The organism is Anabaena sp. EIM26 (genome assembly GCF_057568715.1).
The window spans coordinates 81,172-94,600 of sequence record NZ_JBWNLG010000004.1 but is presented as its reverse complement, the minus strand read 5'-3'; the positions used below and the strand labels follow the sequence as shown (position 1 = coordinate 94,600).

11 protein-coding genes and 1 pseudogene are annotated in these 13,429 nt (G+C 38.6%); 6 read left to right on the top strand and 6 right to left on the bottom strand.

Annotated features, from left to right (window positions below):
* Positions 1-75 precede the first annotated feature (75 nt).
* Positions 76-1,017: pseudogene (locus AC012T_RS28295) on the bottom strand (DUF4351 domain-containing protein).
* Between the two features lie 150 nt (positions 1,018-1,167).
* On the opposite strand from AC012T_RS28295, the gene AC012T_RS28290 reads away from it, so the two are divergent.
* Entirely contained in the window at positions 1,168-2,250 is a 1,083-nt protein-coding gene (locus AC012T_RS28290) for a DUF5895 domain-containing protein (protein ID WP_487067475.1), read from the top strand.
* A 495-nt stretch (positions 2,251-2,745) separates the two neighbouring features.
* Positions 2,746-3,054, top strand: coding sequence for a UPF0175 family protein (locus tag AC012T_RS28285; protein WP_487067473.1), 309 nt, complete (start codon positions 2,746-2,748; stop codon positions 3,052-3,054).
* Here AC012T_RS28285 and AC012T_RS28280 read toward each other — a convergent pair.
* The 3 genes from AC012T_RS28280 to AC012T_RS28270 all read right to left on the bottom strand — a co-directional run bounded on the left by AC012T_RS28280 (position 3,008) and on the right by AC012T_RS28270 (position 6,697).
* A complete protein-coding gene (locus tag AC012T_RS28280; protein WP_487067471.1) occupies positions 3,008-3,757 on the bottom strand; it encodes a hypothetical protein in 750 nt (249 codons plus the stop codon). The genes AC012T_RS28285 and AC012T_RS28280 overlap by 47 nt on opposite strands.
* Positions 3,758-4,238: 481 nt before the next feature.
* The gene (locus tag AC012T_RS28275) at positions 4,239-6,179 is read right to left on the bottom strand and encodes a M23 family peptidase (protein WP_487067469.1); all 1,941 of its coding nucleotides are present in this window, start codon (positions 6,177-6,179) and stop codon (positions 4,239-4,241) included.
* Between the two features lie 209 nt (positions 6,180-6,388).
* Complete coding sequence (locus AC012T_RS28270; RefSeq protein WP_487067467.1) at positions 6,389-6,697, bottom strand: hypothetical protein; 309 nt, start codon at positions 6,695-6,697, stop codon at positions 6,389-6,391.
* Positions 6,698-6,826: 129 nt separating this feature from the next.
* Here AC012T_RS28270 and AC012T_RS28265 point away from each other — a divergent pair, with 129 nt between their 5' ends.
* From AC012T_RS28265 to AC012T_RS28250, 4 genes are all read left to right on the top strand, one after another.
* The gene (locus AC012T_RS28265; RefSeq protein WP_487067465.1) at positions 6,827-7,522 is read left to right on the top strand and encodes a hypothetical protein; all 696 of its coding nucleotides are present in this window, start codon (positions 6,827-6,829) and stop codon (positions 7,520-7,522) included.
* Positions 7,523-7,866: 344 nt separating this feature from the next.
* The gene (locus tag AC012T_RS28260; protein ID WP_487067463.1) at positions 7,867-8,493 is read left to right on the top strand and encodes a hypothetical protein; all 627 of its coding nucleotides are present in this window, start codon (positions 7,867-7,869) and stop codon (positions 8,491-8,493) included.
* 236 nt (positions 8,494-8,729) lie between these two features.
* Complete coding sequence (locus AC012T_RS28255; RefSeq protein ID WP_487067461.1) at positions 8,730-10,544, top strand: bifunctional 3'-5' exonuclease/DNA polymerase; 1,815 nt, start codon at positions 8,730-8,732, stop codon at positions 10,542-10,544.
* A 398-nt stretch (positions 10,545-10,942) separates the two neighbouring features.
* A complete protein-coding gene (locus AC012T_RS28250) occupies positions 10,943-11,725 on the top strand; it encodes a peroxiredoxin-like family protein (RefSeq protein ID WP_487067459.1) in 783 nt (260 codons plus the stop codon).
* Between the two features lie 104 nt (positions 11,726-11,829).
* On the opposite strand, the gene AC012T_RS28245 is transcribed toward AC012T_RS28250, so the two are convergent.
* Both AC012T_RS28245 and AC012T_RS28240 read right to left on the bottom strand, forming a co-directional pair.
* On the bottom strand, positions 11,830-12,246 hold the full coding sequence (locus tag AC012T_RS28245) for a nuclear transport factor 2 family protein (RefSeq protein ID WP_438893396.1): 417 nt from the start codon (positions 12,244-12,246) through the stop codon (positions 11,830-11,832).
* Between the two features lie 64 nt (positions 12,247-12,310).
* Entirely contained in the window at positions 12,311-13,273 is a 963-nt protein-coding gene (locus AC012T_RS28240) for a flavin-nucleotide-binding protein (protein WP_487067457.1), read from the bottom strand.
* Positions 13,274-13,429: the final 156 nt, after the last annotated feature.

Genomic DNA, 13,429 nt, shown 5'->3' with positions numbered 1-13,429 from the left:
AGAATCCCAGATTCCAGTGAGAAGTTATCAATGTTACCCCACAGTAGTTAATGAAAAGTGGGGTTTTTACTTAATCTAAAACTCTGGTTTATTTTGTAACCATTCTTCTAAATCAGTAACAGAGGAGAAATCTAAGAGTGCTTCACCGAGTAATTCTAATTGCTCAATTGATAATGTCCGAATTGTATCAATGAATGATGATTCAATTCCACCAATTCGCCGATTTAATAGTCGGATAATTAGTTGTTGTTCACCGCGTTCCATTGCTAATTCTTCTGTTGGACTAATGAAAGGCATTTGCTTTTCCTCCTCTAAATGTTTGATTTTAGTTACTAATCCTCGTTGCAATTCTTTGGGTAATGTCATCATTTTATCAATGATCTTAAATAGTTTAACAATTTGTTCTCTTGTTAAGCCTCGTTCATAAAGTCCTCTAATTAATACCCATTTCCATTGCTCACGTTCTGATAAATTCCCCGTGGTGGCTTTGGTTTTTAAATGTGCCATTACTATGGTAGCAAAAGGATTAGGATTAGATTCTAATTCAGTCCACCGTGATTCATAATCTAGGAGTTTAGCAATGGGGAACTTCAAACTTAATTCGCAATCTAACATAGCTTGATGATAACTGTTAGGTCGCCAAGTGGAACTTGTGTCTCCTAAAATCGCCAGACCCACCACAAATTTATGATACAGGTCAAAAGCTCGGTAATTATAAGTGTACATCCTTTCTTGGAAGTCAACATCATATTGACTCTGAATCTCAATATGAATTAAAATCCATGCTTGTGTTTTATCCAATAACCAAACTTTGTACAGTTTATCTGCAATCCGTTTTTCAGTTGATGATGAAGCTGTAATTTGTTGCAGTTCTTTGTCTAGTGATTCCGGTGGTTTTGTCCAATCAATTGCTTCGTAAGCCACAGGAAAGAAAAAGGATAAGAAACTATCAAAATATTAGTTTAATGCTTCTTTCCAGGATTCATCGTAATTTGCAGTGATTTCATTTTTGGTCATAAACCCTATGCTAAGAATAGTTATTGCAACCTCAGTTTCTTTACTTTGATTTGTTAATATCTACCTAATATTCTAACATAAAATAATTAATTTGTACTAAATTTAGAGGCTAACGCCTCAGACGTTGGACAATCATATTTATGTAGTCCAATGGTTAAATCAAGAACTACAAACAACTCTAAACGCCCCCATCAATCTACGACAAAAACTACTGCTTCTAAACCTAAAACTACCAAAGCCAGAGCAACTGAACCTGATGATTATGACTTTGAAGGAGAAGAATTTGAAATAGATCCAGAACTCTTCGATGATAATTATAACCAAGTTCGCAAACCGCTTCTTCCCTATGGCATTGTCTTTAACGATAAACCTGCTGGACTATTGATTCCCGAAGACCAGTTAGAAAAAGCTGGTTGGCTAGAAATGCCTGAAGAAGATGATTTAACTACTGTCACTTTAACTGAAGATGTCACCGGATTATTAATTACTGAAGGTCGGTTACTGGTTTTAGCTTTTGCACCAGAATATATTCGCTATAAATCGGATGTTGAAGAAGTGGGTGGTTCGTTTGTTGGGCTTTATGATGATTATAAACAAAGTCTTGATAAAAGAACAATGGATGTCTGTTCAGAACACGCAATCATGTTTCTGGATGACAAGAATCAACCATTACATACTACTCCTGTTGTTGTCCGATTCAAGAATGTAGCCCTCTGGAGTTTTAAATCAGTTCGTGAAGAGTTTTACCGTTCATTAGAGAAAACCTTTGCTGATTATTTCCAAGTAGCATTTAGTGGTAAAAGTGATAAATGGCGGAGTTTAGGGGTGCTAGAAATTGAGTTTAGAGCAATTAAAGAAGGTGAAGGTAAGAATAAACATAACTGTTGCAAAACTGTAGCCTATACTAAACCTACAGTTGAAAATTTCCCCCAACTGTATTTAGGTAAAACCACAGCTAAAAGTTTAATTTGGCAACAGCATGATGCTATCGCTGGTTTCAATGAACCACAATCTCTACCTGCTTTACCAGGAGAATCGACATCTGTAGAAGTGGAAGTTTTACCACCAAACAAGAATAAGAATAAGAGTAAAACTCAAGCTGTCCGTAAATCCAAACCAGCAACTAAGCCACCCAGAAAAATTCAAGTAATTGAAGATGACGAGGATGAAAACGACGATTTAGAAACCGATTTGGACGATGATGATTTTGAATTTGACGATGATGATGAATAGTTTAATACTATCAAATTACTTGTGTTGAACATAAAATCTGCCGTAGTCAAACACTATGGCAGGTTTCTCACTAAAAAAGCTAGACCTTATTTTTATTTACAGCCATTCTCAGGTAAATAGACTACATCTTTAGTAGTCTTTGTTACTGGCTTATCTTAATTTCTGTCTGGAATCCTAGTAGTCTGTCAACATTAATTTTATGTGTCAACGAAGTTTGAAAGTATTACTAACAAACGCTGATAAAATTTGATGACTCACAATTTTAAACTTGACAGACTACTAGTAGCATGATTGTATTTTACAGTCAAATGCCAGTATGGTCACAAAATTTGATGACTTTGGCTGTGAGCATAAGTAATTGAAATTGTTAGCTATTTAGCTAGTGTTAATTAAACCTAACGGGAGCATTAGCCATAAATCATGATGCAGACAATTAATATCATATATAATTAAATAAATCCTATTAATCCTGATGAAAGGAAAAAAGGTACAATTATGCAAATCACTATCGAAATTCCTGAAGATATTGGCAACCAACTACAACAGAACTGGCAAGACTTACCCCAAAAAATCTTAGAAACTTTAGCAATAGAAGCTTATCGAAGTGGTATCATGACTGCTGGACAAATTCAACAGTTACTACAATTTGATTCACTTTCAAAAACTCAAGTGTTTTTAAACCAATCTCAGGTTTCTCTAGATTATACCCAAGAAAATCTAGGACAAGCTAAACAAACAAAGATGTTAGGTGATAATGTTAAGGAAATCCAGCAAATCTGTATTGAAGAAGATTATTCCTTGTAGCCAAAAGTTGACTATCTGCAACTTGATAACGATTACCATTAAAACAAAAGTTCAATTGTCGTAATTGCTGTTTTTCTGTTTGCAATACCTTGATACAAGGTAAGGGCTGATGGCGATTTTCTCCTACTGCTAATAATTGCTTTCCTGGGGGTAATGTAGGATTTAAATAACTCAAAAATACCTGAGTAATTGGTTGATTCTGTTTGAACCAATAACCAGCATACAGACAACCCAAAGCACCACAAACATCTGGAGTATTAAAGTTGAAAATTGTCAGATTCCCGTCTTTTCCTGCCAAATTTACAGCCAATGTATTGTCAACAGATGTTTGAGGATTTAAGTTTGTATTTTCTCCAATTACCTGTTCCACTACAGAACTAGAGACAAGATTAACAGCTTTGTGCCAAGTCACAGTTGCTGCATTCAAACTACATCCTCCTAAACCACAGAGAACAGAAAGCAGCAGAAAGATACTTAAACCAACACGAAACCAATGCACCCAATAACGTATTCTCATAGAAGGTTCTGGTAATTGATATGCTGTTGTTTTCAGTAATTGAGGCTGAGTAGAAGAAACTGAGGAAGAATAAATTTCGTTTTCTTGGGCTGCTTGCTCAAATTGCTTTTTTGAATGCAAGTCAATATCAGAAAAATCCTTTATCTCTGGCTCATAAGATATAGAGTTTGTAGATAAATTATTCATAAAGAACACCTTCATAAATATGGAATTTGCAACTTCTTAGAGCGTAAAAAAGACGATTTAAACGAATTTATTTGTTATGAGAAATTATAACAATAGCCACAATTATTAGGACATTTTTTTGTTACCCGTTCCCTTTCAATTAAAATGCTATATCCTAACCAATATGTCAGTTGCTATATTTCTTCAATTAACAGCAGATTGCAAGTTGCAGGAGGTACAAACTGAAAATCAAAATATGGCTCTAGAGTCATACACCACGCTGCGATATCAAATATTAAGTGGCTTTCACTTCTGACTCCGTTCGGAGTTCGGCGTACCCCTCCGGGGAAGCGAGCTACGTGTAGCGTCCCGCAGGGAAGGCTCACTCGAGCCGCTGACGCGGTAGTTGAGCAGTTCGGCAAGCTCACTGTAAGACTTGTCGAAACTCACGGCGAAGCCTAACTCCTGATAGCGTGGCGTAAGCCATATCCTGCTGTATTTCCTACCTTGAATCATCAGTATTTTGAGCATCGCTAATGTATCTAGAAGTTAAACTAGGAATACAGGTCAACGTTCCATTATCGCTGTTATTATTGCCATAAAAAGCTAAAGCAGTTTGTCCGTAATCTTTCAGACTGAGACGACCAAAAACATCAGAACTACTAGCATCTACTTTGCTATTATCACCACCAAAATGCTTTTGAGCTACTCTTTCAATCAGCCGTTCACCAGTGAATAATTGTTCCGTAATCGGGTCAATTTCTCCTTGAGTTACTTGAATCTTATTGGCTATATCAGTCATAAATGCCCTATCCTGATCAGCAGGAGGAAAAAACTCAAATAATTCAGCCTCAGTAGGTTGATAACCTTGTCTTACCTGATTAAGAAACTCTTCCCCTCCCGGTTTGGCAGCAATTAACCGCACTGCATAGGGGTTGTAACTCATAAACTGATACCGTCCCAGTCCTCGACCACAGTTTAAATTCCCATCAGCGCAGGTATGCACACCAACAGCTTTATAATCCCCACTACCAGCACTTTCAATTTCAGCAATGGCGTTTCCTAGTAATGGCAAATTAACACCGTAAAATGATTGACTGACAATTGAGCGATTAGCACTGGTAAATGTGCAAGAATTAATTTGACTTGTTACTGTATTACTTTGACTGAGATTACCTTTCACCTCTTTATTTGCACCCGTTGATGTAGAAGTAGTATTAACACTCTGCTCATTCCCACTGTCCAAATTACCTACAAACATCAGTGCATTCACCTGATAGCTGAAAAAAGGAATCGGTCCGATAAAATAGGGTGTACAACCCATCCGCCAAGCGCAGAAGCGAAAATATAAAGCCGTATCTACTGTATCTGTGGTTTCATCTGTTTCCATCACCACAACTTTAAAAGCTTTGCCAAAGGGTAAACGTCCCGTTGGTTCTCGTCCGTTGTTAACTGCTTTGAGTAACCCCCAACCTCCCTCAACCTCCTGGTATTTACCGGATATCCATTGCTTACCTTCTAGTTGATTGCGATCGCTCTTACCTACATTTTCCAAATTATCCAATTCTACGTAAGCACAGTCTTTTTGAGTACAGGGTACAGAAAATCCTTGCACGTCTGAACCAGAAATTGTATTGTTACGGCGATTTTCTGCTGTTCCATAAACCGCATCAATTCGCATGACTAAATTACCAATTTCATTGATAGGATTGGGCATTAATCCTAAAGGCACTTGTCCTAGTCCTGGAATGTTTTTGACAAAGCTATTCATCCAATTGCTTAAATCTTGGATGGGTACTGTTTCTAACTTAGGAATTGAAGTTAGCGAAAACTTTGACAAGTCAATTTCTCCCAGCTTCATGTTCCCAAATTCATATTGTGTCAACACCTGAGCTAATGTTAAATTCGATGCTTTAATTCTTTGAGTTTTCAGTAAAGCAGTAACAGGTTGAATATCTTTGACTGGTATTTGAGCTAATTGAGGAACAACTTTAGCTAAATGACTCAATGTTTGTTCTGCAATTAAAGGAAATTCACTCAAAGCAATCTTGTTTAAATCAGTAAATGTTATATCTCCAATGGCTTGCAAAGAGAACTTTTCTGCTTGCAAGGCTTCACTGATATCTCCCAACTTCAAATATTCATCAGGAGTCATTCCCGCAGTCCAAGTTCGACTCAAATCATAACCTAATGTTTGACTGTAGAAACTGCCATCAATTACCCCAGACTGACTGATACCTGGTAGTTGGTCAAGAGAAATGCGATTCCAGTCGGGCAACAAAAGTTTGGTAGTAGGTAATCGAGATTGACCATTAGCAACTTCTACAATTCGAGTTGGTAGATTGCCATTATCGAATGTACTGGTTGCAGCTTGCACAGTTACACTGTAGATAATAAAACTCATGACAATGAGCAAAAATATCCATCTTTTTGAATTGTTCATAATTCAATGTTTTCAAATGACGGCTTCACCCCAATCAGTCAAGTATTTTCTTGAATCAAGGCTGGATTTAATACGAATTGGTTAAGGAAATAAAGTAGACTAAACCCCTTAAGATATCGTTGTCTATAATGCCCAAAAAAGCTTAACCGAATAGTATTGAGACTGTGTTTGTTTTACCTCTGAGTTATATGTATCAGTGAAGATATGATTTATAACTCTAATTCTGGGGATGTTGACTGTTGACTTTTCTTAGACTTATAACCTGAAACAGAGCCATATCCTGGTAATTTAGGATTGGGATTAGCAGATGATTCAGTATAAGGTGTATCGCCAAAGTTAATTTCAAAAATATTCTCTTGATAACCATCTTCAAATCTGTCTGTTGTCCAGGGATTACCATTATCCTCATCACCGGATTCCTCAAGGCTATAACCCGGTGATTGATAACCATTCATAGACTTCACCTGATGATTATTTTCATCGTCAGAGTTTTGATTTAATGCGGGTTCTTGATTCATGGCTATTACCTGAACAACAATACCAATACCAGCATAAGAAGATTGGTTGAGTAACAGCAATAACCTATTGGCTAATTATATATTAGCCTATTGGCTATTTTTGGTGATGCGCTCATATCGAGAAGACAAATGGAACAAATCAACTTGATTCCACCCGAAGTCATGGCAGAAATCAATAATCATAAAAATGCTAAACTGCCAGACAACACCTTGAAAATGCTGCAAGTCCTGGCTAGTTTAAATACTCCTAAAGAATTGTTAGCAACTTTATTAGAAATAGCCGAATTTTCTATCCACCATATTCGTTATCTAGCTGGTCCATTGGTTATTCATGGCAATTCTTGGAGTGATACTATTCCTCAATGGTTGAAGTTTGCCTGTATTCAAGACAGGTTAGAACTAATTTGCAATGAGTATGAACAAAATCAAGTTGGTAAGTATGCCACAGCTACAGAAGTTCTCACTTACATGATGCCTGCAAGTTACGAAGCACCTTTACATCGAGATTACGCTGATCTTTATCTTTGGGTAGGCAATGAAGTTTTAACTAAATACAACAAATTACCAAAAGACTGCCAGAGTTTTTATGAATTTATTAATGGTACTACAAGTGATACTAGCAATAAATCCATCATTCATTTTCAGCAGGTAAAGAATGATTTTCACGATATAAGTCAATCAATTCGCCGCAGCATAGTTAAACACGCAGCACAAGAAGGATGGGGTAAACGTCGTGTTAATGCTAAGTCTAAGATAGACTCAATTGAAAATCCTCCTCCTCCTGAATCTTCTTCCAATTCATCTGTACAAATGGACTTGTTTTAAAGTTACTAAAAATCCTCAGTCTGAAATTTCTGATTTGAAACTGAGGATACATTGGCTTTACCATATTTCATCACTTTTGTATCAATCAATTTACAACGAGACAAGCAGTAAAAATTCAAAATTTCACGAAAGTGTCCGCATTCCATAAATCTGTAAACAGATGTTTTTGTTTCTCACAAGCAGTCCACAAATGACGCACGGCACACCACCCACAATTAATGAAATACTCGAAATCTACAAATATTGTAATTTTCTAAGTTTCATTGAATTGTGTTGATTAAAAGAGGGTGAAATGGAAGCTATTGCTTCGTTGTTTTTGATAATCAAATCTCAATTTAGTCACTATGAATATTCAACAAATTCAAGAAAATTTAAATTATCTCATCCTGGTAATTACAGCATTTTCTACCATTCTTATGCTTGTTGATTTTCTGGTGGGATTAGTGCATTTATGGCATCAAGTCACTCTGAATATCGAATCTTGTACTGCCCACAAAACATCTGAGCAATCAAACATTGAACCTATTGATACCACAAATAGCAATAACAATATTGAACAAGAAAATTATCATCCATCTGCTCACTATAATTATACTTCAAATAGTTCTCTCAATGTTGAAAATGACAATGGCAATCAATCAAATGGTAGCACTTCTGGACAACCAGAACTCAATAATTCGGTTACTCTTAACATAGACAAAATTGATTTACGCACAGCCAGAAAAATTGCCAGTGCCATTAAAAAAGCTTCAAAACCTAAATCTGACTTAATTATCAAACAAACAGTTAACGGTAAAAGCGTTCCTTTAGCTTGGTTGCAAGCACAAATTAAAAATCGCTTAGAAATTGCCCCAGAAATTGTCAAACCAATTATTCAAGAATTAGCTCCTACTGCCATTCATAATTCTCAACAGGATATCCAGCATCATCAAGTTGTACAAACAACTAAACATCAGCGTCAAATTAGTTAATTAAATCAAGTTAAAAAGAGAGGAATATTTCATATAAACCTCTCTTTAACAAAGTTTAGGAGTTTAACTCCCCTGCTTCTAAAGGCAGCAAGTTTTGTATTGTGATCAAAATCCCTGTTGCAAAACTTAATTACGTAGCTTGCGTCTGCGTAGCGGTATTACGAATTAATTTGATTATTCTTATCAAAACAATACCGACTAATACTTATGGCTAAAAAAGCAAATTAATAAACCCTATGATTTACTCTCCAAAATACACTTTAGTCAAAGATATCCTCACTCTTAAAAGCATTATCAAACCTTTGTTTTATGCAGAAATTTTAGCCTTAGATTGTGAAACAACAGGACTCGACCCTTTAACTGACACAATTAGATTAATTCAAATAGCTGCACCTAATTACCCAGTTGTACTAATTGATTTACCAGCTATATCTGTGCGCGATAGCGCAGAACACAATCGTGAAAGTAATCAACTACACTGCACCAGAGGTGGACGCAGTGAAATTTATCGTTTACTGCTCAAAAAACTCTTCTGCAATTCTGCTGTAAAAATTGCTCATAATGCCAAATTTGAATGGCAATTTCTCACTCAAGCCGGACTTCAACCTTTTGGATATTTCTTCGATACTCAACTTGCTTACCAAGTTTTAAATGCGGGCATTAAAACCAGTGCATCTTTAGAAAATATCACTCGTAAGCTGTTAAGTATACAACTAGATAAAACATTACAAACCAGCAATTGGCATCAACATCTGACTCCAGCACAATTACAATATGCTGCTACAGACGCTGCTATTTTACTTTACCTTTACCCGATTTTAGTCAAGAAATTAACACAGGCGAAATTGCTAAAAATTGCCCAACTGGAATTTCATTGTCTGCCTGTTGTCGCCCAAATGGAACTCAATGGAATGTTGTTTGATTTGTCTAGATGGCAAACGCTGGGTGCTTCTTTAGAAGCTGATAAAATAAATGCACTTCAACAGTTGAAACAATTGCGTTTGGCTGGTAAATCTCAACTATCACTGTTACCAGAACTAACGGATACTGTTAATCCGAATTCACCCCCACAAGTATTAGCCTCTCTCCAAGCTATGGGTATTCCAGTACAATCAACTAATCAAAAAGATTTAGTCCCTTTAGCCAATGAATATCCTATTATTAAGGCTCTTTTAGACTATCGCCACCTTGCCAAAATTACTACTACTTTTACTGATAGTTTACCTAAACACATTCACCCCAAAACTGGGAGAATTCACCCCAATTACTATCAACTAGGAGCAAGGTCTGGGAGATTTTCCTGTCGTCACCCACCATTGCAAACCATTCCCCGTCATGCAGCAGCTCGAAATTGTTTTATTGCTGCACCTGGCTACCAAATTTTAGCAGCAGATTATTCGCAAATCGAATTAAGAATAGTAGCTCGTCTCTCTGGTGATGCTAAGATGCGCCAAGCATACCGTCAAGGTGCTGATTTACACAAACTTACGGCTGCTTTGGTAACTGGTAAGCTGATCACGGAGGTAACAGAGGAAGACCGCAGACTGGCTAAAGCAATTAATTTTGGTCTGATTTACGGTATGGGGGCTGCCAAACTTCGTATCTATGCTGAAACTAAGTATGGTGTGACTATGACACTCGATGAAGCTAAGGCTTTTAGAAAGCGGTTTTTTGATGCTTATTCTGGTGTGACTAAGTGGCATGAAACGATTAAGCAAGCATATTTGCGGGGTGTTAAAGAAAGTCGGACTTTAGCTGGGAGAAGACGGAGATGGGCTGATAAACCCAGATTAGCAGAAATGCTTAATCATCCTGTGCAGGGGTTAAATGCAGATATTAATAAGTTGGCGATGGTGAAGCTGGTTAAACCGTTAACTAGGACTAATGCAAGGTTGATTTGTGTTGTTCATGATGAAATTGTCCTGGAATGTCCAGAGAATGACGTTGAGCGAGTGAGAAAAATGCTACACAGATGTATGGTTGCTGCGGCTCTTAAGTTTCTCAACCCTGTGCCTGTGGTAGTAGATATTACAGTAGGTGATTCCTGGTAAGTTGGCGGAACTTAGACAAAAAATGTCTTGACGCTCCTTGCACTATAGCTACAGTGTACACACAAGTACTATCTGCAAGGGTTTTAGGCGTTATAGACCCCTTAAATTGTCATTACGAGCGGAGCGAAGTAATCACATCATCCCGTGGTTTTTGCGATTGCTCCGTCGTTCCTCCTCTCTACGAGACGCTAACGCTAACGCAATGACAGGCTTCCAGAGCGATCACAAAACCTCAAGCTAGATGACGAAACCAAGCACTAGTAGGAATTTTAAGACTTGTGTGTACACCGTAGTTGCACTATAGAGGGACGGGGTATTACGGCAATCTGATAAAATCAACGTAAATTCTGTTAAATTGAACTAAAATTTAATAGCTAAATAGCAGTTTATCCCTGGTAATGAACCTCTACGCTATCCTTAATCAGAACAAATATCAACGTGTAAGTGATGGCATGAGCCGACCCTTGCTAGAAAACTGCGAGACTGCCTCACATATCCTTATCTTAGTTTGGCCACAACTTGGAGATTTTGATAGTCTTGAATATGCGTGGTGGTTGCAGCGTGAAGCTAAAAAGTTGACAGACAAAAAACTCGCTATTCGTGCAGTGGGAATAGGCAATCTCGCCTCTGGCACAAAATTCTGTGAATATACAGGATTTCCGCCGGAAAATTTATTTGTCGAACCGAATGGAGAATTACATCGCCAACTCAATCTCTATTCTGGTCTGAATATTTCTCTCCCTGGGCTTGCTGAGTCTGGGAAAGCTTGGCTAAATCTAATTTTGATGTGTGCAGGAATTGGTAGTCCGGGAACACTGGCTGAAGTTTTTCGGGGATACAAGGGAGACCGCAAAGCCCCTCAACTTATTGGAGATGATGAAATCATTCAAGGTACTCCTCTGCCTGCCTTCCAATGCTCGTTTTTCCAATTAGTCGGCGGCAGTGGCTTTCAACGCCCCTTTGAGTTAGCTACTCTGCGGCTACGGAATATGGTGGAAGTTCTCAGAAATTGGCAGACTTATGTACCGAATTCTGCCTACTTAACTCAGCGCGGTGGCACTTTTTTGTTTGATAGCAAAGGTCAGTTACTTTACGAACATCGAGATCCAGGAATTCTCGGCTTTGCTGCTAATATGAGCCAACCGCTATCATTTTTATCCTTAATTGAAAACTGTGCGTAAACTAAGGAGATGCTGGATAATCGCGTTGGAGCATATATGATAAGCTTTTTCAGGTTTTATTTCAGTGATTGCCCTGATTTCTGCTTAATGCCAAAGATGGTTAATCACCATCGAAATTTTCGCTCGCTCTCCTGAATAGAGATATCATTAATGCTGGCAAAACGCCGCATCATCAGCCCGTTTTCGGCAAATTCCCAGTTTTCATTGCCATAGGCGCGATACCAAGAACCAGAATCATCGTGCCATTCATATTCAAATCGCACCGCAATCCGATTATCCATAAAGCACCAGAGTTCTTTTTTTAAGCGGTAGTCTAGTTCTTTTGCCCATTTGCGTTGAAGAAACTCTTTAATAGCGGTTCGTCCACTAAAAAAATCGGAGCGATTCCGCCACTGAGAATCTTCCGTGTATGCCAGGGCAACCCGCTCTGGATCACGGGTATTCCAAGCATCTTCAGCCGCTTGGACTTTGGCTTGAGCAGTTTCTAAGGTAAACGGAGGCAGAGGGGGTTTAGTTTCCATGAAGCCATGTTCCTGAATCTGTGTGCAGCTTAATAGTTATTTCCTATACTCGATTAATCATTTCTTACCAAGAACCAGTATGAGCGAGAAAGGGTGAGAATTCAGGATTTGACCAACGGAGGGGAAGACTACCTTCCACCCGATATCCCTGCTCAACATAGAAGCGTAACAATCGCTCTGCCCCTCGATATCTGCTAATTTCAGCCCCTTCCCAAATTACTTTGGCAGTGCCTGTGAGGTAAAGCAAATTACCCTGAGAAAAATCTACAAACAGTAATCCTGCACGGGGATTTAACTCCAAATTACCGAAGGTATTAAAGTGACAATTGCCTGAAAAGTCAGGAATAGTCAAACTGCAATCTTCGTCCACCCGCACGAAACCCGCTTTGCCACCTCGATGGGAAACATCTACACCTCCAGCTACACCCGCCGATTCGTCTTGATAGGCAGTGGCAATGAAAAATGTATCAGCCTCCCTAATCATGGCTTGTTCTACTGCTCCCAAGGTTGTTACCTGATGAACTGGTTTGGGCGCTGCGGCCTCATACTCGTCTAGCTCAAACATCCGGGACTGAATGTATTGGGGACAGTTACCAAAGCTTTGCCCCACCTGCACCTCAAAGCCATCTGCATGAGTTTGTATGACTGTCCCATTTAGACGATTCCGGCGACGAGAGTGTAGTTCAATGCCGAGAAAGCCAATGTTAATGCCGGCGGCGAGTGTGGTTGTCAGGGGATCGCCAAAGAGCGGTTTGGACAAAATCTGCACGGTACGACTATCAGAAGTGGAAATAAAGCCTGGTTTTCCCACCAGAATCGAAGCCCAAAGATTATCGGCTGTATCAACTGTTCCAACAATTACTAATGGCAGTTGGGCAAAAAATTGCCGATGCTGATCGGGGAGATAGTCTCGAATCACTCGCCGTCCTTGCTTGTCTATCTGCTCCTGCGCTCCAAATCTAGCCTGAATTGCCAGTTCACCTGCGTGAAAGGGTGATTCGGTACGTGACCAGCCTGGGTTTGCCATCGTGTTTTGCTCCTGAAATTAAAGAAACTTCTACCCCCGCATTTCTCACAAGTCCCGCGAACGCATTCCTCATAATCCTTACCCAAAATATGTTTCGGGCATTTTTGACAGGTTATTTTTTGATGCAGTGTGAAAAACCGGAATCTAGAGTTTATA